The following is a 20,979-nucleotide window of genomic DNA, read 5'->3' as shown; positions in this document are numbered from 1 at the left end:
AGGCAATGTTCTTCTATCTCTCCAAGATATTCTGGTTCTTCGTCCAACCACTCAACCTGGCGATCTTCCTGCTGCTTGCCGGCTTGCTCGCGGCGCTGATCGGCCGCCGGCGATTGGCGGCGGCGGGCAGTGTGTTCGCCTTCCTGATTCTGGCGCTGTCGGCCTGGACGTCGCTTGGCGCCATGATGCTCAATCCGCTCGAAGAGCGCTTCCCAAAGCCGCCGCTGCCGCGGAAGGTCGACGGCATCGTCGTGCTCGGCGGCGGCTTCGAGGGCGCCATCAACTTGGCGCGCGGCGGCTATGAGCTGAATTCCGGCGGCGACCGCATGGTCGAGGCGGCGATCCTTGCCCGGCGCTTTCCCGAGGCGAAAGTGGTTATCTCCGGCGGCACCGGTGAACTGTTCATCGATGGCGAGGGCGATGCGGCCACCGCGCCGCGCCTGCTCGGTGCGCTTGGCGTCGACGCCGATCGCCTGATGCTCGAGAACAAATCCCGCAACACCTATGAGAATGCGGTCTTCACCAAGGAACTGGTAACGCCGAAACCGGGCGAGACCTGGCTGCTGGTGACCTCCGCCTTCCACATGCCGCGCGCCAAGGCGCTGTTCGACAAGGCCGGCTTTCAGACGGTCCCGTGGCCTGTCGACTATCGCACCTCGGGCAAGGAAGGCTTTGGCCTGTTTCGCGACAACGCACCCGATTCGCTGCAGACCACGACCATGGCGATCCGCGAATGGATCGGGCTCGCCGCCTATTGGCTATCGGGCCGGATCGACCAGCTTTTCCCCGGCCCGGGCGGCTGACCGATCACCGCTTGTCGCGCCGCTGAAAAGAACTGGCGCCGCACCAGCACCGCCAGAAGCAGCAGCGTCGACAGCACGAACACGATCGGGTCGACGAACCAGCCGAGATAGCCGATCGAGAAGAACACCGCGCGCAGGCCTGAATTGAAATGCTTGCCGGCCAGCATGTTCATGCGCGCCGCGCGCCACACCGCCGTTTCGCTGACCGGGTTGCGTGACGCCTCGCCATAGGGGATCGGCACCGCGCCGATCAGGATCGTGCAGTAGTTGAAGAGACGGTAGGCCCAGCCGAACTTGAAGAAGGCGAAGGCCAGGATCAGCACCAGGCCAAAGACCTTGATCTGAAAGGCGGAGCGCGATGAGGTCGCGTTCAACGGCAGGTCGTTCAGCACGGCAAGGACCTGATCCGAGGCGCCAAGCAGCGCGAAACAGCCACCGAGCGCAATCAGCGAACTGGAGGCGAAAAAGGCGGTGCCTTGCTGCAGGCCGCTCATGATGGCGGTGTCGACGATGCGGATTTCGCGCTCGGCCATGGTGCGCATCCAGGCCTCGCGCTGCACGTTCATGGCCATCGTCAACGACACCCGGCTGACCAGTCTGCCGTCGGACGCCAGCGTATGCAGCAACCATGCGAGCAGGAAGAAAGCCAGCGCCGCCAGATCAGCCGTCGACAGATGGAAGGAATCGCCCATGCCCCCTTTTACCACAGGCAAAGCGGTCAGTTCGATGCTCCAATGCATGCCGCCCAGAGGTGAGCTGCGGTTCTGGGACAACGACATGCATTGAAACAAGAACTTAAAGCGCGTCGCATGAATCCGTTTCAGCGCGACGCGCTTTCAGCCGGTGATGTCGCTGCCGGAGCAAACAAGGTCGGCAGGTGCAGCGCCGCAATCCGCAAAACAGCACAAACATCATGGAAAGTCCTATATGTAGGTCTTGATCCCATTCCCGGAGACGGCGCAGCGTGTTTCTTTCGGTTTTCGACCTGTTCAAGATCGGCATCGGACCGTCGAGTTCGCACACGATGGGACCGATGACAGCGGCGCGGCGGTTTCTCGACGAGATCGCCGGCGATGACTGGCCGCGCCCGGCCGGCGTCAAGGTCGATCGCATTGGCGCCAGCCTGCACGGCTCGCTCGCCTATACCGGTATCGGCCATGGCTCGGATCGCGCCGTTGTCCTCGGACTTGCTGGCCTGACACCGCAGACGGTCGATCCCGATCAGGCCGAGGGAATCGCCACGCGCATCGCCGCCGAGAAGCGGATATCGCCACGCGGCCATCCCTCCTATCGCTTCGATCCGGCGACGGATCTGGTGCTCGACCGCAAGACGCCGCTCACCGGCCACGCCAACGGCATGGCCTTCTACGCTTACGATGCCGGCGACCGGCTGCTGCTCAAGCGCATCTACTATTCCATCGGCGGCGGCTTCGTGGTGTCCGAGGAAGAGCTGCAGCGGATGAAGGTGAAGGGCTCGGTGACCACAGAAGGCAAGAAGGTGCCCTATCCCTTCAAGAATGCCGTCGAGATGCTGAAGATGGCAGGCAAAAGCGGCCTGTCTATCGCCGACATGAAGCGCATCAATGAAGAGACACATATGTCGCGCGAGGAGCTCGACAACGGCCTTGATGCGATCTGGGGCGCCATGAAGGGCTGCATCGACCGCGGCCTGTCGCAGGACGGCATCATGCCGGGCGGGCTGAAAGTGCGCCGTCGTGCCCGCATGCTGCACGACAAGCTGCAGGAGCAATGGCAGCAGAACAAGCCCAACCCTTTGCTGGCCAATGACTGGCTGTCGATCTACGCCATGGCGGTGAACGAAGAGAACGCCGCCGGTGGACGCGTCGTCACCGCGCCGACCAATGGCGCGGCCGGCACATTGCCGGCGGTGCTGCGTTACTGGCTGCATTTCCACCCCGAGGCCGACCAGCCGAGCATCCGTGACTTCCTGCTCACGGCGGCCGCCGTCGGCGGCATCATCAAGACCAATGCCTCGATCTCCGGCGCCGAAGTCGGCTGCCAGGGCGAGGTCGGCTCGGCCTCGGCGATGGCTGCCGCGGGTCTCTGCGCCGTCATGGGCGGCACGCCCGAGCAGGTCGAGAACGCCGCCGAAATCGCGCTCGAACATCATCTCGGCATGACTTGCGATCCAGTCGGCGGTCTGGTCCAGGTGCCTTGCATCGAGCGCAACGCGCTCGGCGCCGTCAAGGCGGTCACCGCCGCCTCTCTGGCGATCAAAGGCGACGGCGTCCACTTCGTGCCGCTCGACGCCGCGATCGAAACAATGCGCCAGACGGGCCTCGACATGAACGAGAAGTACAAGGAAACCAGCCTTGGTGGGCTCGCCGTCAATGTCGTGGAATGCTGACCGTGCAACGCCACTGGCACTGTGGAGAAGTCGGGCAGGGCCGTTGACGCAATCGCGCGCCGGACTAAACCTTAAGCGATGGCACTCAATCTCCTAAAACTGTGCGTCGGTTGCGACAGCGTCGAGGACCTCGAAGAATGGATCGCCTTCCGCCTCGATGAGCGCCGCCGCGCCGGCGAACCCGCCGAGCACTGGCACACCACCCGCATGGTGCCGACGCGCGGCGCCGAGGTCACCGATGGCGGTTCGCTTTATTGGGTGATCAAGGGCAGCGTGCAATGCCGCCAGTTGATCACTGATATCAGGCCCTTTACCGACGACGAAGGCATCGGCCGTTGCCGCCTGATGCTCGACCTCGACGTCGTGCGCACCGACTGGCAGCCGCGCCGCGCCTTCCAGGGCTGGCGTTATCTCAAACCGTCGGATGCGCCCGCCGATATCGGCAAGGGCAAGGCCGGAATGGTCGAGATGCCGCCGAAACTGAAGCGCGAGCTCGCCGATCTGGGCTTGTTGTAAGGCCACGGCGCGGCCGCTTCTCCCAGAGCGTCGAGCGCTGGCCCTCCATCTTGTCCAAGGCTGGACTTGCAAGGGGCCCGACAACGCCACATCTTGATTCTTATGAGCGACAAGAAGCAGCGCGTGCCCGCAAGGGCCGATCCTGCGCCGGTCAAGCCTCAATCCAATGCCGGCGAGATCGACGCCTTTATGCGTCAGGCCCGGACGCTTGCCGCGTCCGCGACCGGCTCCGGGCGGCTGATCCTTGCGCTCGATGCCACGATGAGCCGCCAGCCGACCTGGGATCTCGCCACCAAGCTGCAGGGCGAAATGTTCGACGCCGTCGGCAAGGCCGGCACCCTCAGCGTCCAATTGGCCTATTTTCGCGGGCTGGGCGAGTGCCGTTCAACGGCTTTTGTCGCCGACACCAACGCCCTGAAGCAGCTGATGACGCGGATCGACTGCCGTGCCGGCCACACCCAGATCGGCAAGGTGCTGGCGCATGCGCTGAAGGAAACGGCGGCGGCCAAGGTCAACGCTCTGGTCTATATCGGCGATGCCATGGAAGAGGATATCGACGACCTGGCGCAGAAGGCCGGCAGCCTCGGTCTGCACGGCGCTCCCGTCTTCGTCTTCCAGGAAGGCCATGATCCCGGCGCAGAAAAGGCGTTCAAGGAGATTGCGCGGCTGTCCAAAGGGGCTTGGTTCCGATTTGATCGGCGGGCCGCCGCGACCTTGGCCGGGCTGCTTTCGGCGGTCGCCGTCTATGCGACGGGTGGATTGAAGGCGCTCGAGGCAAGGGACAGGCCGGGAGACCGGCTGCTGATCGAGCATCTCAGGGGCGGCGGGAATTGATGGGCGCTATCATTGCACTTGTTGCACTGTTTCTGGTGCTGCTCGGGGCGGCGACGATCTTTGTCCGCGCCGATGCGCAAAAACTGGCAAGCGGCATGCGCACGCTCGGGCCGGTGCTTCTGGCGCTGGTCGGGCTCGCCGTGCTGGTGGTCGGGCGCGAAGGCATTGCCGGCCTCATTCTGGCCGCGGCCCTTGCCTGGTACGGTTCGATGCGAATGAAGCGGCCGTCGGTCGGGCCGGCGCCCGGCAAGCGCTCGACGGTGCGGACCGCCGCACTGGAAATGGAGCTTGATCACGATACGGGCGGACTTGAAGGCCTGGTTCTGGCCGGCCGCCATGAAGGCAAGATGCTGGGCGCGATGGGCCTGGCCGAGCTGCAGCAGCTTTACGGCGAACTCCCCGGCGACCCGGAGAGCCGCCAGCTCCTAGAGACGTATCTTGACGGCCGTTTTCCCGTCTGGCGCAAAGACGCTGAGGCGAACGGTGGCGAAGGGCTGGGTGTTGCGCCAGGTGCGGGCGCCATGACTAAGGAGGAGGCCTACAAGATCCTTGGTCTTGAAGCGGGGGCCGCCGCGGCGGATGTCCGCAAGGCGCACCGCCGCCTGATGCAGCGCCTGCACCCCGACATCGGCGGCACGTCTTTCCTGGCGGCGCGGATCAACGAAGCCAAGGACGTCTTGCTCTCCAATCACAACTAGTCTCCTTCGACGCAGTAAATTTCCGGGAGATGGTTCCGACGCCGCCCTACTGTTGGACGGCGTAGCAGGCGATTTTCTTTTTCTTCAGGGCATTGCAGGCATTCCAGGCCGCGTCCTTCGAGCGGAAGCCGCCGAACCGGGCGCGGTAATAGGTCTCGCCATCCTTTTCGAAGGCGACGGTGAAACCGGAAGCAGCCCCAAGAACTTTGGGCGCCAGCTTGGCGGTCTTGTCGAGGAAAGCCTGGGCTTCGGACTGCTTGGGCGACGACGCCACCTGCACCGCCCAACCAGCCGGCACCGAGGCCGTGTTGACCGGGTCGACCGCCTGTGGGGATACAGGCGTGGGTTCGGCATAGGCAGCCACAATCTGCGCAGTTTCGACCTTCGGCGCCGTCACGATGACGGTCTTGACCTTCCTGGTCTTGACGACGGGGGCGGGCTCTTCGACCGCGGCCACCGTCTGTTCGTCGGCAGACTGGCCTTCAGCAGACTGCTCGTCAGCGGATGTCGGATCGTCATTGGACGCTACGGCATCGTCTTCAACGATCGGCTTGCCATCCGGCGTCGGCGCGTCATGCTTGGGCAGGAAGACCTTGGCCAGCGCCTTGACCGGATTGTCGCCGCCGGCCTTGGCGACCAGGGCGCCGCCGCCGCGGGTCGATGCGCGCGGCATGTAGGCGTTGATCAGGCCGGCCATCTGGTTGTCGCGGCTGCGCCCCGAAGTGCCGCCCATGACGACGGCGACGAGGCGGCGGTTGCCATCCGAAACCGACGAGACGAGGTTGAAGCCGGAGGCGCGGGTATAGCCGGTCTTGATGCCGTCGACGCCCTTGATGCGGCCGAGCAGACGGTTGTGGCCATTGATGCGCTGGCGGCCGTAAAGGAAGGAGCGCTGCGAGAAATAGCCGTAATACTGCGGATAATGTTCCCTGAGCGCTATGCCGAGCATCGCCATGTCGTGGGCGGTTGTGAACTGGCCGGGATCGGGCAGGCCGTTGGCATTGCGAAACACGGTGCCGTCCATGCCGAGCGCGCGCGCCTTGGCGGTCATCATGCGGGCGAAATTGCTTTCGCTGCCGCCGAGCAGTTCGCCGAGCGCGGTCGCCGAATCATTGGCCGACTTGGTCACCATCGACAGGATGGCGGTCTCGACCGAAACCGCTCCGCCCGCCTTGACGCCGAGCTTGGTCGGCGGTTCGGCCGCCGCTTTGGCCGAGAACGGCACGGGCGTGTTCCTGCTGATCCGGCCCTTCGCCATGGCCTCGAAGGTCAGATAGAGCGTCATCATCTTGGTCAGCGACGCCGGGTAGCGCCGGCCGTTGGCATCGGACGAATAAAGCACCTTGCCGGTCTTGGCGTCGACGACGATCGCCGAAGACCTGGCGGCCATCGAGGACGCGGCATCCGCAACGACAAATGACATCGCCAAAGCGAGGATCATGATCGTTTTGAGGGAAGATGCGGATTTTGAACCGAAGACCGACAACGCCTGACGCACTGATAGTTCCTTTGAAACTCATTGCCCTGGAGGTGGCAAAGGGATCCGACCTCACTTGTCGTCAAACTATCGCGGCCAGCGTTACCAATCCGTTTATGGTAACCGGCGCGTTCACCATTTTCCTCGGGCTTGAGCCTTTCTTTATTCGAATTTTAGCTGTTGCCGGCGCAGCGCGGCCTGATGCCGCTGAAATCTTGACTTTTGTGCAGCGCACAATATATTCTCGTGCATTGCACAACCGCGCTCAGGCAAGGGCGCTTCAAAACGCCAAGGGAAACGTCAAATGACCCAGACCTACGAGGACTTCTCGAAATACGGCAAGGAGTTTGCCGATACCGGATTGAAGAGCTTCACCTCGCTCTCCAAGGGCGCGCAGGCGATCGCCACTGAAGCTGGCGAATACACCAAGAAGAGCTTCGAAGCCGGCAGCGCCGCGGTCGAAAAGCTGTTCTCCGCCAAGTCGCTGGAAAAGGCGGTCGAGATCCAGTCCGACTTCGCCAAGCAGAGCTATGAGAGCTTCGTTGCCGAGGCGACCAAGTTCGGCGATCTCTATGCCGATCTCGCCAAGGAGGCTTACAAGCCCTTCGAATCGATTGTCGCCAAGGCGAAGTAATTTCGCTCGAGAATACCAGGCACGGCCTTTCGGGCTTGCAAAACAGACCCGGTCGCGGATGCGCGGCCGGGTTTTTTCATGCCGGTTTCAATTCCGGGGCTTTGGCGGTTCACGATTTTGAAAATCGCCTCGGTTTGCCCACCTAGCCATATTGTCAGCTAACAAGAAGGGCTTAAAATCGTCCATCGAACACCTACATATCGAACTCGCCATGGGGATTCGAAAGAGGCAGGATTACGTGACTTCAGGTTTGACTGCCACGACAAGCGTGGTGCGGATGCAAAGTGACGGCGACGGCAATGAGGCCGGTCGCGGCACAGCCGTCATTACGCGCACGAAGACCAAGACCAAGAAGCCCAGCCTTTACAGGGTCCTCATCCTCAACGACGACTATACGCCCATGGAGTTCGTGGTTCACGTCCTGGAGCGTTTTTTTCAAAAGGACCGCGAAGCCGCCACACGCATCATGCTTCATGTTCACAATCATGGGGTGGGCGAGTGCGGGGTCTATACATTCGAGGTGGCCGAGACCAAAGTGTCTCAGGTCATGGATTTCGCCCGACATAATCAGCATCCGCTGCAATGCGTGATGGAGAAGAAGTGAGGTAACATGCCGGCTTTCTCCCAAGGCCTGGAAAAGGCGCTTCACCAGGCGCTGACGCTCGCCAATGAGCGGCACCATGAATATGCAACCCTAGAACATCTGCTGCTCGCCCTCATCGACGACACCGAGGCGGCCGCCGTTATGCGCGCCTGCAACGTCGATCTCGACGAGCTGAAGCACACCGTTCTGACCTATATCGACACCGAACTCGACAATCTGGTCACCGGTTACGATGAGGATTCCAAGCCGACCGCCGGCTTCCAGCGCGTCATCCAGCGCGCCGTGATCCATGTGCAGTCATCCGGCCGCGAGGAAGTGTCCGGCGCCAACGTGCTCGTCGCCATCTTTGCCGAGCGCGAGAGCCATGCCGCTTATTTCCTGCAGGAACAGCAGATGACCCGCTACGACGCGGTCAACTACATCTCGCACGGCATCGCCAAGCGCCCCGGCGCATCGGAGACGCGCTCGCCGCGCGGCGCCGATGACGAGCAGGGCGGCCAGAACGGCGCCGAGCCGCAGGAGGAAGGCGGCAAGAAGAAGCAGCAGCAGGATGCGCTGACGGCTTATTGCGTCAACCTCAACAACAAGGCCAAGGCCGGCAAGATCGATCCGCTGATCGGCCGCGAGAGCGAAATCAACCGCACCATCCAGGTGCTGTGCCGCCGCTCTAAGAACAACCCGCTCTATGTCGGCGATCCCGGCGTCGGGAAAACGGCGATTGCCGAAGGTCTGGCCAAGCGCATCGTCGAAGGCGACGTGCCCGAAGTGCTGCAGGACGCCACCATCTTCGCGCTCGACATGGGCACGCTTCTGGCCGGCACCCGCTACCGTGGCGATTTCGAAGAGCGGCTGAAGCAGGTTGTCAAGGAGCTAGAGGATTATCCCGGCGCCGTGCTGTTCATCGACGAGATCCACACGGTGATCGGGGCCGGCGCCACGTCAGGCGGCGCGATGGATGCGTCGAACCTGTTGAAGCCGGCGCTGTCTTCGGGTGCCATCCGCTGCATCGGCTCGACCACTTACAAGGAATTCCGCCAGTTCTTCGAGAAGGACCGCGCTCTGGTGCGGCGCTTCCAGAAGATCGACGTCAACGAGCCGACCATCGAGGACGCCATCGAGATCATGAAGGGCCTCAAGCCCTATTATGAGGAATTCCACAAGGTGAAGTTCACCAACGAGGCGATCAAGGCTTCGGTGGAACTGTCGGCCCGCTACATCAACGACCGCAAGCTGCCGGACAAGGCGATCGATGTGATCGACGAGACCGGCGCCTCGCAGATGCTGGTGCCGGAAGCCAAGCGCAAGAAGACGATCGGCATCAAGGAGATCGAAGCCACTATCGCCACGATGGCCCGCATCCCGCCGAAGACGGTTTCGGCCGACGACGAGAAGGTGCTGCAAGGCCTCGACATCGAGCTGAAGCGCGTCGTCTATGGCCAAGACACCGCCATCACCGCGCTGACCTCGGCAATCAAGCTGGCGCGTGCCGGCCTGCGCGAACCGGAAAAGCCGATCGGCTCCTACCTGTTCTCAGGCCCGACCGGCGTCGGCAAGACCGAAGTCGCCAAGCAGTTGGCTGCCTCGCTCGGCGTCGAGCTGATCCGCTTCGACATGTCGGAATATATGGAACGCCACACCGTTTCGCGGCTGATCGGCGCGCCTCCCGGCTATGTCGGTTTCGACCAAGGCGGCTTGTTGACCGACGGCGTCGACCAGCATCCGCACTGCGTGCTCTTGCTGGATGAAGTCGAGAAGGCGCATCCGGACCTGTTCAACATCCTGTTGCAGGTCATGGACCACGGCAAGCTGACCGACCACAACGGCAAGCAGATCGACTTCCGCAACGTCATCCTGATCATGACCACCAATGCGGGCGCATCCGATGCGCAGCGCGCGGCGATCGGTTTCGGATCGACCAAGCGCGAAGGCGACGATGTCGAGGCCATCAACCGGTTGTTCACGCCGGAGTTCCGCAACCGTCTCGATGCGATCATCCCGTTCGGCTCTCTGCCAGTCCCGGTCATCCACCAGGTGGTGCAGAAGTTCGTCATGCAGCTCGAGGCCCAGCTTTCCGAGCGGGGCGTCACCTTCGACCTGTCGGCGGACGCGATCGCCTGGCTGGCCGACAAGGGCTATGATGAGCGCATGGGTGCGCGGCCGCTCGGCCGGGTCATCCAGGAGCACATCAAGAAGCCGTTGGCCGACGAGGTGCTGTTCGGCAAGCTCAAGAAGGGCGGCACGGTGCGCGTCACTGTCGAGAAGAAGGAAACCGGCGAAACCGGCCTGAAGCTCGAATCGCTGGCCGACGAAGCCCCGGTGCAGCCGAAGCAGGAGCCGGAAGAGGCGCCGAAAGCCCGCAAGGCGGTGGCCAAGAAGCCCGTCGCCAAGAAGGCGGCGGCGCAGAAGCCTCAGCCCAAGGGCAAGGACGAGCCTGAGCCCAAGGGCAAGGATGGCGGCAAGCGCAGCCTGGTGCCGCAACTACCGCGCAAGAGCTAAAAAGTTCGCCTATGAAAAAAGGGCCCGGTGACGGGCCCTTTTTTCATTGGCTGGCCGGTTTGCCGACACAGGCCCCTGCTTTTCAGGTCAGATGCTGTTAGGTCAGGCGGCGACGCCCTCGGGTGCAAACTTGCCCAGGAAGTACCCGCACGCCTTCCAGATGGCGATCGAAATCAGAACGCTCGCATAGCCATCCACGGCACAATGCCAGCCAAGGACGACCGAGCCGACCATGATGATTGCGGCGAATGCCCACATCAAAAGGCCGGCCAACCGTGAGCGGCGTGTTGCATAAAGCGCGAAAAGCACCGCCATCGCCACATGCATGGACGGGAAGGCGGATATGCCGAGACTGCCTGGCGTCGCCCCGATATAGCCGCTCCACACAATGTCCTGCGCAAGGTGAAAAAAGCTGCCGAGTGCGAAGGCGCAGCCACCGATCCAGAAAGCGAAAAGAAGGTATTGGGCATAGTCTTCCAGCACGCCGAAATCCGGCATGTTTCCGGTGCGCAGGCCGACCGCGGCTGCCAAAAGCAGGGCAGCGATGGCCATCGCGTGCAGCAGGCGGTGTCGCCGGTACGCGTCCGCCAAGGTGCGCAGAAAGGCCCGCCCGGCAGCTGCTTTTACCAACGGCTCTGATGTCGCAACCGAATGTTCCACGATTTTTAAAACCCAAACGCATCCCGGTACGGCACTTTATCACGGGGTGGTTTGATATTTTCCTAACCGACGTGGTGGATTGTGGCTGAGCGCATCGCCCTGAGGCGCGCGCCACCTCAACCGTTCAGCGCTGCTCGGATCCTGGCCGCGTTCTCAGTCAGCACTTCGGGCTTCTCCATCTGCCCCGTATGCGGCTTGAGCGCGATGCCTTCGAACCGCGGGATGACATGGACATGCAGGTGGTAGACGGTCTGGCCGGAGGCCGGTTCGTTGAACTGCAGGATCGTGACCCCGTCAGCGCCGAAAGCCTTTTTGACCGCCAGCGACACCTTTTGGACCGTGGTGAACAGCCGGCCGAGCGTCGCCGGATCTGCATCGAGCAGATTGCGCGACGGTGCTTTGGGCACCACCAGCGTGTGACCGGGGCCTTGCGGCATCACATCCATGAAGGCGACCACGGCATCATCCTCGTAGACGCGGTGCGACGGGATTTCGCCGCGCAGGATCTTCGCGAAGATATTGCTGGGGTCGTAGGCCTCGGTCATGGCGGCGCTCCGGGAGTATGCTCCCGGTGTAGCGAAGCTGTCCCGGACCGGCAAGATGGTCCGGCGATATCGACAGGCGAGGGCAGGGGCGGATCGCTATTCCTCAAGATCCTTGCGGAACGGCGTATGCTCTTCCAGGATTTCGCCCATCCGCTCGACCTCGCGGCGTTCCCGCCGGAGATAGTCGGCCACAGCATTGCGCAGGCCGGGATGTGCGATGTAGTGCGCCGAATGCATGGTCACGGGACGATAGCCGCGCGCCAGCTTGTGCTCACCCTGCGCGCCGGCCTCGACCACCTTCAGCTTACGCTCGATGGCGAAGTCGATGGCCTGATGGTAGCAAACTTCGAAATGCAGGAACGGGTGGTCCTCGATGCAGCCCCAATTGCGGCCGTAGAGCGCATCGGAGCCGATGAAGTTGATGGCGCCGGCGACATAGCGGCCATTGCGCTTGGCCATTACCAACAGGATATCCTGGGACATGCGCTCGCCGATCAGCGAGAAGAACTTGCGGTTGAGATAGGGCCGGCCCCATTTGCGGCTGCCGGTGTCCATATAGAAGGCGAAGAAATCGTCCCAGGCCCTTTCGGTCAGGTCCTTGCCGGTCAGCCGGTCGATCGAGATATCGTTGGCGAGCGCCTCGCGCCGCTCCTTCTTCATCGCCTTGCGCTTGCGCGATGCCAGCGTAGCGAGGAAATCGTCATAGGTCGAAAAGCCTTCGTTGCAGAAGTGGAACTGCTGGTCGGTGCGGTGCAGGAAGCCGGCTGCTTCCAGCGTTGCAACGTCGCTTTCATTGGCGAAGGTGACATGCGCGGACGACACGCCGAGCTTTTCCGTCACCGCCTTCAGGCCCGCTGCGAGACCGGCCTTCACAATGGCGCTGTCCTCGCCTTTGCTGACCAGCAGGCGAGGGCCGGTGACCGGAGAGAACGGCACGGCGCATTGCAGTTTCGGATAGTAGTTGCCGCCGGCGCGTTCGAACGCATCGGACCAGCCGTGGTCGAAGACATATTCGCCCTGGCTGTGCGATTTGAGATAGCAGGGCACGGCGCCCAGCAATCTGCCTTGGGCATTTTCCAGTCTGAGATGATGACCTTGCCAGCCGGTACGCCGCACGGCGCAGCCGGACTCTTCAAGCGCGCTCAGAAAAGCATATGAAACGAGAGGGTTATAGCCATTTTCTGTGTCGCTGCGGGTTGTGCCGGTAAAGCCGTTCCACTCGTCGCAGGTGAAGGCATTGATGCCGGCGGCAACGCGGATGGAAAACTCCGCATTCGCCGTTTGCCCGTCACCTTCATCACCCTGATCCATGGGGCTTATTTAAGCTCTGTCGGGGCCGCTACAAGTCACGTTTCAGGCACTTCCATCAGGCGACATTGACCAGATCGGGTTCGAACCCTTCGAACGTCATCTGGTCGGCGTATTTGAAGGTGAGATCCACCGCCGGCTGGTCATGCACCGTCCAGGTGATGACAGGCATTTTAAGCCTTTCGCGCACGAAGCTGACGAACGGGTTCGGCAGATCGCCCGCGGCATATGAGGTGAAGGCGAGGTCATGTGCCAGCATGGCAAAATGCGCCTCGATCAACTGATTGTCCCTGCCGTAGGCGGTCAGCCCACCCGGAATGCCAGGCGCATCCCTGGGGAAGTCGCGGACCAGCCAATGGTCGAACGACATGATCGCCGCCTTGCCCTTGTAGCGCTCCAGCATCTTGCCGACGCTTGCCACCAAGCCCTCGTCGTAACCGGGCACACCCTTCAGTTCGACAACCATCGGCACACGGCCATCGACCAGGCCGAGCGCTTCCTGCAACGTCGGTATATGGTCCCTGGTGCCGCCGATCCTGAGCGCCGCCAGTTCCGCTGCCGTGCGCTGCCAGACGAAGCCGTCCTGGCCGGTCAACCGCCTGAGATCGCCGTCATGAATGATGACGGGGACGCGGTCGGACGACAGATGCACGTCGCATTCGATCGCATAGCCGCGCTCGGCGGCAGCCGCGAAGGCCGACAGCGTGTTTTCCCAGCGCGTCTTGTTCATGTCGTGAAAGCCGCGATGCGCCACCGGGCGGGCGGTCAGCCAGGAAAGGTCGGTCATTGTCTTGGTCCTGCTCATGCGACCTCGAAGACGCCTTCGATTTCCACTGCGGCATTAAGCGGCAGACAGGCGGTGCCGACGGCGGAGCGGGCATGCTTGCCGCGCTCGCCAAGGGCGGCGACCAGGAAATCGGAGGCGCCATTGGCGACCAGATGCTGCTCGACGAAATCCGGCACTGATGCAACAAAGACGGTGATCTTGACCAAACGCTGGATTTTTTCGAGATCGCCAAGTGCTGCTTTTGCTTGGGCCAAGACATTGATTGCGCAGTACTTTGCGCCTTCCTTGCCGGTTGCGGTGTCGAGGTCGCGGCCGAGCAGGCCGCTTGCCTGCAGCTTGCCGTCCTTGAGCGGCAACTGCCCGGCGGTGAACAAAAGATTGCCGGACCTGCAATAGGGCACATAGTTCGCGGCGGGCGCTGCGGCGGCAGGTATCGTCACGCCGAGATCGCTTAGCCGCTTTTCGATTGTTTCACTCATGGTATTTCCCTATTGCTTGGAGACGCCGCGCTGGCCGGGCCGAAATTGCTATTTTTGCCTCGCTTCCGCCACGACTTTTTTTAAGCTGGACCATCTTTACCTGCGGCCTGCCATCAGCTGCGACGATCGGAGCCCCTAATGCGCGCAACGCGCCTTGCCTTCCACGCCGTTCTCTTTCCGGTGCTGTTCTCGATGGCTCCAGCCTTTGCCGTGCCGGCGCTGCAGGCGCATCGCGCCGTCTACGATCTTACCCTCGACAAGGCGTCGGACCGCTCGGGCATCACCGGGATTTCCGGCCGCATGGTCTATGAGTTCAACGGCTCGCCCTGCGAGGGCTATACGGTAAAATTCCGTTTCGTCACCCAGATCGCCACCGGCGACAACACCAGGCTCACCGACCAGCAGACGACCACGTTCGAGGACGCCGAAGGCAAGACCTTCTCGTTCGTGACCAAATCCTTCGTCGACCAGAACCTAGGCAAGGAGGTCAAAGGCACCGCCACAAAAGAGACCAAGGGCCTCAAGGTCGATATCGACAAGCCCGAGAAGAACAGCCTCGAACTCGCCGCCACCCAGTTCCCGACCCAGCATCTGGTCGAACTGATCGGCAAGGCCGAGAAGGGCGAGAATTTCTACGAAACCAGCCTGTTCGACGGTTCGGAGGATGCCAACAAGGTGATGACCACCACCGTCATCGTCGGCAAGAAGGCCGAGGGCGACAAGGCCGACCCCGAAGCGCCGGCGCTGGCCAAGCTTGCCGGCGACAAATACTGGCCGGTCGACATCGCCTATTTCGACGAGACCGACAAATCGGGCGAAGAGGTGCCGGAATACCGCATCAGCTTCAAGCTGCACGAGAACGGCATCACCCGCGACCTCACAATGGACTATGGCGAGTTCTCGATGACCGGAAAGCTGGTCAACCTGTCGCTGTTCGATCAGACCAAGCCTTGCCCGGTCTCGAAATAGCAACAATGCGGCGCTGGCACGGCAGGCTTGATGGCAGTTCCCGATGGCGGTCTATGTCGATGCGGCGATCTGGAAATGGGCCGGCCATCGCTGGTGCCACCTGATGGCCGACGATACGGACGAACTGCATCGTTTCGCCGCCGAGCTTGGTGTCAAGCGTTCGTCCTACCAGGGGCCGCCCAGGACATCGGCGCCGCACTATGACATAACCGGCTTCGAGCGCGACCGGGCGGTGCGGCTCGGCGCCATCGAATGCAGCCGCGAGGAGATCGTTGCGATCTTCAGGCGCGTACGAATACCCAACGGAAAGGGCCGATCGTGACGCTAACGGCATTCTTGGCTTATTGCCTTGCCATCACACTTGCCGCCGCCACGCCGGGTCCGGCGATGTTCACGGTGATCACCAACGGCGTGGCACGCGGCTTCCTGCGTGCGTTCGTCGCCGGAATGGGCATTGCCGCCGGTGATGCCGTGCTGGTCACCTTGGCACTGCTCGGGCTGGTGGCGCTGGCCCAGACCTTCGAATGGGTGTTTCTCCTGTTGAAATACGCCGGTGCGGCCTACCTGATTTTCCTCGGCATCAAGATGTGGCGGGCCGCGGCCGCGCAATCGGCCGCGCAAGGAATCCCCCAAACCGGATTGTCGCGTTCGTTCCTGCTTGGCGCCTCCGTGGCGCTCGGCAACCCGAAGGCGATCCTGTTCCACGCCTCGATCATGCCGCTGATCCTCAACCTCGACACCATGACGTTTGCCGACGGCCTGCTGGTGGTGGCAGTCGTCGTCGGCGCCAATATTCTCACCATGGGCATCTACGCCGCGCTGGCGGGCAGGGCATCCGGCTGGTTCAGGACGCCCGAACGCATGCGGCTGATTAACCGGTTCGCCGGCAGCGCCATGATCGGCACCGGAGCGCTGATTGCCGCACGCTGAGCGATGAAGCACCTCACCGCTTGCGTTTGCAGCACTTCCCCTCTATATGCGCGCTCATTCCACACACGGACTTTGGTGTCTGCCCGGGAGAAATCCGGCTGAAACCTCCGGTGGCGTTCGAGGACAAAGTCCAAAAATGCCTGTGTCCGTGGAGGCTAACCGGAAAAGGAACTAAGAATGGCACTGCCTGATTTCAGCATGCGCCAGCTTTTGGAAGCTGGCATTCACTTCGGCCACCAGACCCACCGCTGGAACCCGAAGATGGCGCCTTACATCTACGGCGCCCGCAACAACATCCACATCATCGACCTGTCGCAGACGGTGCCTTTGCTGCACCAGGCTCTGAAGCAGGTTTCCGACACCGTTGCCAAGGGCGGCCGCGTGCTGTTCGTCGGCACCAAGCGCCAGGCGTCCGACATCGTCGCCGACGCCGCACAGCGTTCGGCCCAATACTATGTCAACTCGCGTTGGCTCGGCGGCATGCTGACCAACTGGAAGACGATCTCGAATTCGATCCAGCGCCTGCGCAAACTCGACGAGATGCTGGCCGGTGAGGCCCAGGGCCTGACCAAGAAGGAACGCCTGAACCTCGACCGCGAGCGCGAGAAGCTCGACAAGGCGCTCGGCGGCATCAAGGACATGGGTTCGACGCCGGACCTGATGTTCGTCATCGACACCAACAAGGAAGCGATCGCCATCCTCGAGGCCAAGCGCCTCGGCATCCCGGTCGTCGCCATCATCGATTCGAACTGCGATCCGGACAAGATCGATTTCCCGATCCCCGGTAATGACGACGCGGCGCGCGCCATCCAGCTCTATTGCGACCTGATCGCCAAGGCTGCCATCGACGGCATCGCCCGCCAGCAGGGCGCGCTCGGCGTCGACATCGGCGCCTCGGTCGAAGCTCCGGTCGAACCGGCGCTTGATCCGGCTCCGGCCCCGGCTGCTGACGCTCCGGAAGCTTGACAATCGAAGGCCGGTTGCGGCCTTCATCATTCTCATATTTGGCACGCTAGACGGACGCATCACCGAGTACCGGTGGTGCGTCGGTGCATTTAAAACAAAGAGGCGACAATGAGCATTTCGGCTGCACAGGTCAAAGAACTCCGCGACTTGACCGGCGCGGGCATGATGGACTGCAAGGCGGCGTTGACCGAGACCAACGGCAACATCGAAGAGGCCGTCGACTGGCTGCGCAAGAAGGGCATTTCCAAGGCCGACAAGAAGGCTGGCCGTACTGCCGCCGAAGGCCTGATCGGCGTCGACTCCGGCGTCCGCGAGGCCGCCATCATCGAGGTTAACTCCGAGACCGATTTCGTGGCCCGCAACGAGCAGTTCCAGGAGATCGTTCGCAATGTCGCCAAGGTCGCGCTTGCTTATGGCACGACGGAGGCTGTCTCTGCCGCAAAGTATCCGGGTTCGGACAAGTCGGTCACTGACACCATCAAGGACGCCGTTGGCACCATTGGCGAGAACATGAGCTTCCGCCGTTCGGCCAAGCTCACCGTCCCGCACGGTGCTGTCGCAACCTACGTCCACAATGCGGTTGCCGATGGTCTTGGCAAGCTCGGCGTTCTGGTCGCGATCGAGACGACGGGCAATGAGCATGCCACCAACGCCTTTGGCCGCCAGGTCGCCATGCATGTCGCCGCCACCAACCCGCTGGCGTTGACCGCCGAGCAGATCGATCCGGCAGCGGTCGAGCGCGAGAAGGCGATCTTCGCCGACCAGGCGCGCCAGTCCGGCAAGCCGGAAGCGATCATCGAAAAGATGGTCGAAGGCCGCCTGCGCAAGTTCTACGAGGAAGTCGTGCTCCTCAAGCAGGCCTTCGTGCTCAATCCCGACATCACTGTCGAGCAGGCGCTGAAGGATGCCGAGAAGGACATCGGCGCTCCGGCCAAGATCTCCGCCTATCTGCGCTTTGCGCTGGGCGAAGGCATCGAAAAGGAAGAGACCGATTTCGCGGCGGAAGTCGCGGCGGCGGTGAAGAAGTAGTTTAAAAATAGCCCCTGAAAAGGGGCTTCTCAGCTCAGGCAACTCGGCCGGGTGTCCGCAAGGATGCTCGGCCGATTTCTTGTGCGGTGTCGATGAAGGCCCTGAGCTTTGGCGCCATCGACGCCCTGCGCGGGAAGTAGAGGAAGAGGCCGGGCTCCTCGATCGCCGTTTGCGGCAGGATCTGAACGAGGCGGCCGGCGGCCAATTCCGCGCGCACCAGCGGCTCGAACACATAGATCAGCCCGACGCCGGCAAGCGCAAGGTCGATCGCGGCCAGCGAATCGGTGACGATGACCGTACCCTTCGTCTCGGCCACGACATCCTTGCCGTCCTCGGTCAGGTCCCAGCGATAGAGTGCGCCGGAGCGCACAAGCCGGTAGCCGACGCAATTGTGGTCCGAAAGATCCGTCACACCGCGCGGACGGCCATGCCGGCCGACATAGGCGGGGGAGGCGACGATCACGGCGTTGAATGGCGGCGTCAGCCGGACCGTGACCATGTCCTGTGCGATCATCTCGCCCAGCCGGATGCCGGCATCAAAACCCTCGCCGACAATGTCCACCAGCCCCTGGTCGGTGAGCAATTCGATGGTCACATCAGGATAGCGTTCAGCCATCGCGGCGACCACGGGAGTGACGGCAAGTGGAACGGCGATGTTGGGAACGTTCAACCTGAGCAAGCCGGAGGGCCGGCCCTTGATGGCGCGGATGCGGTCCATCCGGTCGGCGATATCCTGGAGGGCAGGGGCCGCCGTGTCCACCAGCGCCTTGCCGGCTTCCGTCAGCGAGACGCTGCGCGTGGTGCGCGCAAACAGCGGCTGGCCGATCCGCTCCTCCACGAGGCGCACCGCATGGCTGACGGCGGATGGGGACATGCCCAGGTCAGCCGCAGCAAGCGCAAAGCCGCCGCGTCGGGCAACGGCGACGATGACAGGCAAATGACTGAGCAGATCCCGGTCCATTCATGCATGATATCGCATAGTCCTTGCGAACACTTCAATCTTTTCCACGCCGACAGGCTGACCCATATTGTCGTCACCGATGCACAAAGGAGAAAAGACATGAATGCCTTGAAACACGCTACCTTCGCCGCAGGCCTTGCTCTGGCGCCGGTCGATGCCGGCGGCGCCGAGCTGTCCGATTGGCGCGCGCTCGCCGACGAACGCGCCGTGATCCGCATCGCCGATGCCATCGACCGTGCCGTGGATGCACAGGACTGGAAGCTTGCCCGCTCCTATTTCGCCGACCGTGTCACCGTCGACTTCAGCAGCCTGTCAGGACAGCCTGCCGCCACCATCCCCTCCGACGATCTGATCGGTACCTGGGCCGGCAACCTCGGGGGCAGCAAGACCAGCCTGCATCTGCGCACCAATCACCAGGTGATCTTTGAGGCGGACGCGGCGACCGTCTCTTCGAACGGCTATGCCTGGAACCGGATGGAAGGCAATGGCGACCCGCTGTGGGAAGTCTGGGGCACCTACGAGCACCATCTGGTTCGCTCCGGGACCGGCTGGAAAGTCGACGGCTTCATTTTCCGCGCCACGCATGAGCGCGGCAATCCCTGGGTCAAGATGACGCCTGGCCAGTGAGCCGGCGTCAATAAAGTCAGGATAGGAAAAACACCATGACCATGAGCTATTACACACTGGGCAACAGCGGCCTGCGCGTCAGCCGGCTGGCACTGGGCACCATGACCTTTGGCACCGAATGGGGTTGGGGCGCGGACAGGGAAACCGCGCGCGCCATGGTCGACGCCTATGTCGAGGCCGGCGGCAATTTCTTCGACACCGCCGACCTCTACACCGGCGGCACAGCCGAAACCTGGCTCGGCGAATTCATCGCCGAGCGAGGCTTGCGCGACAAAGCGGTGATCGCCACGAAATTCACCTTCAACGCGGAGCCCGGCAATCCGAACGCCGGCGGCAATGGCCGCAAGAACATCTTGCGCGCCGTGGACGCTTCCCTGAAGCGGTTGGGCACTGATTATATCGACCTCTACCTCCTGCATGTCTGGGACGGGCTGACGCCGGCCGAGGAGGTCATGCGCACGATGGATGATCTCGTGCGTGCGGGCAAAATTCGCCATGTCGGCCTGTCCGATGTGCCGGCCTGGTATGCTGCCCGCGCGCAGACGATCGCCGAGTGGCGCGGCTACGAGCCGGTGTCGGCCCTGCAGCTTGAATATTCGCTGGCGGAGCGTTCGATCGAAAATGAGTTCGTGCCCTTCGGCACCCGCCATGGCGCAGGAATCATGGTGTGGAGCCCGCTGGCCAGCGGGCTGCTCAGCGGCAAGTACCGGCCGGCGCAGGACGGCCATGTCGGCCGGCTCGACGGCTTTCGCAACACCACTCATCCGGGGTTCCAGAAGTTCACCGAGCGCAACTGGGCGATCGTGGCGGAACTCGAAAAAGTGGCCGCCGAACTCGGACACAGCATGGCGCAGGTCGCGCTCAACTGGGTGGCAACGCAACCGGGCATCGCCACCGTGATTCTTGGCGCCACCAAGCTGGCGCAGTTGCAGGACAATCTGGCGGCGTTGGATTTCACGTTACCCGCCGAGCTTCGCGCGCGGCTGGATACGGTCAGCAAGACACCGCCGCCATTCCCCTACGCCTATTTCGGGTCCGACATACAAGCCCGGGTTACCGGCGGCGCCGTGACCGGCGACAAGCCGTTGGGTTATGCGCCGCCGCTGCTGGTCGAGGGCGACGCCGTCAGCATCACCAGCAACTGACGGGCCGCGACGGGAAGGCGGAATTGGGCGAGGGGCGCCCCGGGTCATAGCGGCGCCCGTGGTGTTTAGGAACTCGGCATAGCGCCAGCCGCGGCGCCCCCGCCCGGGCGGCCGGCCCACGCAGCCCCCCCCCACAAAGACTT

Annotated in this window: 24 protein-coding genes; 16 read left to right on the top strand and 8 right to left on the bottom strand. The window is 62.7% G+C overall.

Features of this window, described 5'->3' with window-relative positions; translation table 11 throughout:
* Positions 1-5 precede the first annotated feature (5 nt).
* Positions 6-803 carry a YdcF family protein gene (locus NKJ64_RS07940; protein ID WP_352462304.1) on the top strand — a complete coding sequence of 266 codons (798 nt, stop codon included), beginning with the start codon at positions 6-8 and terminating at the stop codon, positions 801-803.
* Here NKJ64_RS07940 and NKJ64_RS07935 read toward each other — a convergent pair.
* Positions 752-1,495: a DUF599 domain-containing protein gene (locus NKJ64_RS07935; RefSeq protein ID WP_023671004.1), complete on the bottom strand. Its 744-nt coding sequence runs from the start codon at positions 1,493-1,495 to the stop codon at positions 752-754. The genes NKJ64_RS07940 and NKJ64_RS07935 overlap by 52 nt on opposite strands.
* Before the next feature lie 272 nt (positions 1,496-1,767).
* Here NKJ64_RS07935 and NKJ64_RS07930 point away from each other — a divergent pair, with 272 nt between their 5' ends.
* The 4 genes from NKJ64_RS07930 to NKJ64_RS07915 all read left to right on the top strand — a co-directional run bounded on the left by NKJ64_RS07930 (position 1,768) and on the right by NKJ64_RS07915 (position 5,219).
* Entirely contained in the window at positions 1,768-3,171 is a 1,404-nt protein-coding gene (locus tag NKJ64_RS07930) for an L-serine ammonia-lyase (RefSeq protein ID WP_023829646.1), read from the top strand.
* A 78-nt stretch (positions 3,172-3,249) separates the two neighbouring features.
* Positions 3,250-3,687, top strand: coding sequence for a DUF1489 family protein (locus tag NKJ64_RS07925; protein WP_023671006.1), 438 nt, complete (start codon positions 3,250-3,252; stop codon positions 3,685-3,687).
* 102 nt (positions 3,688-3,789) lie between these two features.
* Entirely contained in the window at positions 3,790-4,521 is a 732-nt protein-coding gene (locus tag NKJ64_RS07920; RefSeq protein WP_023826973.1) for a hypothetical protein, read from the top strand.
* On the top strand, positions 4,521-5,219 hold the full coding sequence (locus tag NKJ64_RS07915; RefSeq protein WP_023826972.1) for a DnaJ domain-containing protein: 699 nt from the start codon (positions 4,521-4,523) through the stop codon (positions 5,217-5,219). The genes NKJ64_RS07920 and NKJ64_RS07915 overlap by 1 nt, the downstream gene beginning before the upstream one ends.
* 46 nt (positions 5,220-5,265) lie before the next feature.
* Here NKJ64_RS07915 and NKJ64_RS07910 read toward each other — a convergent pair whose 3' ends face one another.
* A complete protein-coding gene (locus tag NKJ64_RS07910) occupies positions 5,266-6,660 on the bottom strand; it encodes an SPOR domain-containing protein (RefSeq protein ID WP_373420149.1) in 1,395 nt (464 codons plus the stop codon).
* A gap of 68 nt (positions 6,661-6,728) precedes the next feature.
* Between NKJ64_RS07910 and NKJ64_RS07905 the strand changes: the two genes are divergently transcribed.
* The 4 genes from NKJ64_RS07905 (at position 6,729) to clpA (ending at position 10,430) form a co-directional block, all read left to right on the top strand.
* Positions 6,729-7,004: a hypothetical protein gene (locus tag NKJ64_RS07905; RefSeq protein WP_155922483.1), complete on the top strand. Its 276-nt coding sequence runs from the start codon at positions 6,729-6,731 to the stop codon at positions 7,002-7,004.
* Entirely contained in the window at positions 7,001-7,330 is a 330-nt protein-coding gene (locus NKJ64_RS07900) for a phasin family protein (RefSeq protein WP_023671011.1), read from the top strand. The genes NKJ64_RS07905 and NKJ64_RS07900 overlap by 4 nt, the downstream gene beginning before the upstream one ends.
* Before the next feature lie 277 nt (positions 7,331-7,607).
* The gene (clpS, locus tag NKJ64_RS07895) at positions 7,608-7,934 is read left to right on the top strand and encodes an ATP-dependent Clp protease adapter ClpS (RefSeq protein ID WP_023754877.1); all 327 of its coding nucleotides are present in this window, start codon (positions 7,608-7,610) and stop codon (positions 7,932-7,934) included.
* 6 nt (positions 7,935-7,940) lie between these two features.
* Positions 7,941-10,430 carry an ATP-dependent Clp protease ATP-binding subunit ClpA gene (gene clpA, locus NKJ64_RS07890; RefSeq protein WP_023826971.1) on the top strand — a complete coding sequence of 830 codons (2,490 nt, stop codon included), beginning with the start codon at positions 7,941-7,943 and terminating at the stop codon, positions 10,428-10,430.
* A gap of 102 nt (positions 10,431-10,532) precedes the next feature.
* On the opposite strand, the gene NKJ64_RS07885 is transcribed toward clpA, so the two are convergent.
* The 5 genes from NKJ64_RS07885 to NKJ64_RS07865 all read right to left on the bottom strand — a co-directional run bounded on the left by NKJ64_RS07885 (position 10,533) and on the right by NKJ64_RS07865 (position 14,209).
* The gene (locus NKJ64_RS07885) at positions 10,533-10,982 is read right to left on the bottom strand and encodes a phosphatase PAP2 family protein (RefSeq protein ID WP_023826970.1); all 450 of its coding nucleotides are present in this window, start codon (positions 10,980-10,982) and stop codon (positions 10,533-10,535) included.
* 224 nt (positions 10,983-11,206) lie between these two features.
* On the bottom strand, positions 11,207-11,635 hold the full coding sequence (locus NKJ64_RS07880; RefSeq protein ID WP_023671015.1) for an HIT family protein: 429 nt from the start codon (positions 11,633-11,635) through the stop codon (positions 11,207-11,209).
* A 96-nt stretch (positions 11,636-11,731) separates the two neighbouring features.
* Entirely contained in the window at positions 11,732-12,946 is a 1,215-nt protein-coding gene (locus tag NKJ64_RS07875; protein WP_023829644.1) for a GNAT family N-acetyltransferase, read from the bottom strand.
* 55 nt (positions 12,947-13,001) lie between these two features.
* Positions 13,002-13,730 (bottom strand): glycerophosphodiester phosphodiesterase, encoded by a 729-nt coding sequence (locus tag NKJ64_RS07870; RefSeq protein WP_023829643.1) that lies wholly within the window; start codon positions 13,728-13,730, stop codon positions 13,002-13,004.
* 14 nt (positions 13,731-13,744) lie between these two features.
* Positions 13,745-14,209: a RidA family protein gene (locus NKJ64_RS07865; protein WP_023826967.1), complete on the bottom strand. Its 465-nt coding sequence runs from the start codon at positions 14,207-14,209 to the stop codon at positions 13,745-13,747.
* Between the two features lie 138 nt (positions 14,210-14,347).
* On the opposite strand from NKJ64_RS07865, the gene NKJ64_RS07860 reads away from it, so the two are divergent.
* From NKJ64_RS07860 to tsf, 5 genes are all read left to right on the top strand, one after another.
* Positions 14,348-15,178 (top strand): cell envelope integrity EipB family protein, encoded by an 831-nt coding sequence (locus NKJ64_RS07860; protein WP_352462301.1) that lies wholly within the window; start codon positions 14,348-14,350, stop codon positions 15,176-15,178.
* Between the two features lie 43 nt (positions 15,179-15,221).
* Positions 15,222-15,500, top strand: coding sequence for a DUF4031 domain-containing protein (locus tag NKJ64_RS07855; RefSeq protein WP_023826966.1), 279 nt, complete (start codon positions 15,222-15,224; stop codon positions 15,498-15,500).
* The gene (locus NKJ64_RS07850) at positions 15,497-16,108 is read left to right on the top strand and encodes a LysE family translocator (RefSeq protein ID WP_023688582.1); all 612 of its coding nucleotides are present in this window, start codon (positions 15,497-15,499) and stop codon (positions 16,106-16,108) included. Before NKJ64_RS07855 ends, NKJ64_RS07850 begins: the two co-directional genes overlap by 4 nt.
* Before the next feature lie 177 nt (positions 16,109-16,285).
* Positions 16,286-17,074, top strand: coding sequence for a 30S ribosomal protein S2 (rpsB, locus tag NKJ64_RS07845; RefSeq protein WP_023671022.1), 789 nt, complete (start codon positions 16,286-16,288; stop codon positions 17,072-17,074).
* A 108-nt stretch (positions 17,075-17,182) separates the two neighbouring features.
* Complete coding sequence (gene tsf, locus NKJ64_RS07840) at positions 17,183-18,103, top strand: translation elongation factor Ts (RefSeq protein WP_352462300.1); 921 nt, start codon at positions 17,183-17,185, stop codon at positions 18,101-18,103.
* 34 nt (positions 18,104-18,137) lie between these two features.
* Here tsf and NKJ64_RS07835 read toward each other — a convergent pair whose 3' ends face one another.
* Entirely contained in the window at positions 18,138-19,064 is a 927-nt protein-coding gene (locus NKJ64_RS07835; RefSeq protein WP_352462298.1) for a LysR family transcriptional regulator, read from the bottom strand.
* A 99-nt stretch (positions 19,065-19,163) separates the two neighbouring features.
* Here NKJ64_RS07835 and NKJ64_RS07830 point away from each other — a divergent pair, with 99 nt between their 5' ends.
* Both NKJ64_RS07830 and NKJ64_RS07825 read left to right on the top strand, forming a co-directional pair.
* On the top strand, positions 19,164-19,691 hold the full coding sequence (locus NKJ64_RS07830) for a nuclear transport factor 2 family protein (protein ID WP_352462297.1): 528 nt from the start codon (positions 19,164-19,166) through the stop codon (positions 19,689-19,691).
* Between the two features lie 35 nt (positions 19,692-19,726).
* Positions 19,727-20,836, top strand: a complete 1,110-nt coding sequence (locus NKJ64_RS07825) for an aldo/keto reductase (protein WP_352462296.1) — start codon at positions 19,727-19,729, stop codon at positions 20,834-20,836.
* Positions 20,837-20,979: the final 143 nt, after the last annotated feature.

The sequence above is a fragment of the Mesorhizobium sp. M0062 genome (assembly GCF_040323125.1).
In the GTDB taxonomy this organism is placed as follows: Bacteria; Pseudomonadota; Alphaproteobacteria; order Rhizobiales; family Rhizobiaceae; genus Mesorhizobium.
Note: the sequence above shows the minus strand (reverse complement) of the source record. Positions and strands in the feature narration are given on the sequence as shown.

Bases quoted from the DNA above. Each gene is read 5' to 3' on its own strand.
- NKJ64_RS07940 (WP_352462304.1), top strand. From the start codon at position 6: ATGTTCTTCTATCTCTCCAAGATATTCTGGTTCTTCGTCCAACCACTC.
- NKJ64_RS07935 (WP_023671004.1), bottom strand. From the start codon at position 1,495: ATGGGCGATTCCTTCCATCTGTCGACGGCTGATCTGGCGGCGCTGGCT.
- NKJ64_RS07925 (WP_023671006.1), top strand. From the start codon at position 3,250: ATGGCACTCAATCTCCTAAAACTGTGCGTCGGTTGCGACAGCGTCGAG.
- NKJ64_RS07920 (WP_023826973.1), top strand. From the start codon at position 3,790: ATGAGCGACAAGAAGCAGCGCGTGCCCGCAAGGGCCGATCCTGCGCCG.
- NKJ64_RS07915 (WP_023826972.1), top strand. From the start codon at position 4,521: ATGGGCGCTATCATTGCACTTGTTGCACTGTTTCTGGTGCTGCTCGGG.
- NKJ64_RS07910 (WP_373420149.1), bottom strand. From the start codon at position 6,660: ATGATCCTCGCTTTGGCGATGTCATTTGTCGTTGCGGATGCCGCGTCC.
- NKJ64_RS07900 (WP_023671011.1), top strand. From the start codon at position 7,001: ATGACCCAGACCTACGAGGACTTCTCGAAATACGGCAAGGAGTTTGCC.
- clpS (WP_023754877.1), top strand. From the start codon at position 7,608: ATGCAAAGTGACGGCGACGGCAATGAGGCCGGTCGCGGCACAGCCGTC.
- clpA (WP_023826971.1), top strand. From the start codon at position 7,941: ATGCCGGCTTTCTCCCAAGGCCTGGAAAAGGCGCTTCACCAGGCGCTG.
- NKJ64_RS07885 (WP_023826970.1), bottom strand. From the start codon at position 10,982: ATGGCCATCGCTGCCCTGCTTTTGGCAGCCGCGGTCGGCCTGCGCACC.
- NKJ64_RS07880 (WP_023671015.1), bottom strand. From the start codon at position 11,635: ATGACCGAGGCCTACGACCCCAGCAATATCTTCGCGAAGATCCTGCGC.
- NKJ64_RS07875 (WP_023829644.1), bottom strand. From the start codon at position 12,946: ATGGATCAGGGTGATGAAGGTGACGGGCAAACGGCGAATGCGGAGTTT.
- NKJ64_RS07870 (WP_023829643.1), bottom strand. From the start codon at position 13,730: ATGACCGACCTTTCCTGGCTGACCGCCCGCCCGGTGGCGCATCGCGGC.
- NKJ64_RS07865 (WP_023826967.1), bottom strand. From the start codon at position 14,209: ATGAGTGAAACAATCGAAAAGCGGCTAAGCGATCTCGGCGTGACGATA.
- NKJ64_RS07860 (WP_352462301.1), top strand. From the start codon at position 14,348: ATGCGCGCAACGCGCCTTGCCTTCCACGCCGTTCTCTTTCCGGTGCTG.
- NKJ64_RS07855 (WP_023826966.1), top strand. From the start codon at position 15,222: ATGGCGGTCTATGTCGATGCGGCGATCTGGAAATGGGCCGGCCATCGC.
- rpsB (WP_023671022.1), top strand. From the start codon at position 16,286: ATGGCACTGCCTGATTTCAGCATGCGCCAGCTTTTGGAAGCTGGCATT.
- tsf (WP_352462300.1), top strand. From the start codon at position 17,183: ATGAGCATTTCGGCTGCACAGGTCAAAGAACTCCGCGACTTGACCGGC.
- NKJ64_RS07835 (WP_352462298.1), bottom strand. From the start codon at position 19,064: ATGGACCGGGATCTGCTCAGTCATTTGCCTGTCATCGTCGCCGTTGCC.
- NKJ64_RS07830 (WP_352462297.1), top strand. From the start codon at position 19,164: ATGAATGCCTTGAAACACGCTACCTTCGCCGCAGGCCTTGCTCTGGCG.
- NKJ64_RS07825 (WP_352462296.1), top strand. From the start codon at position 19,727: ATGACCATGAGCTATTACACACTGGGCAACAGCGGCCTGCGCGTCAGC.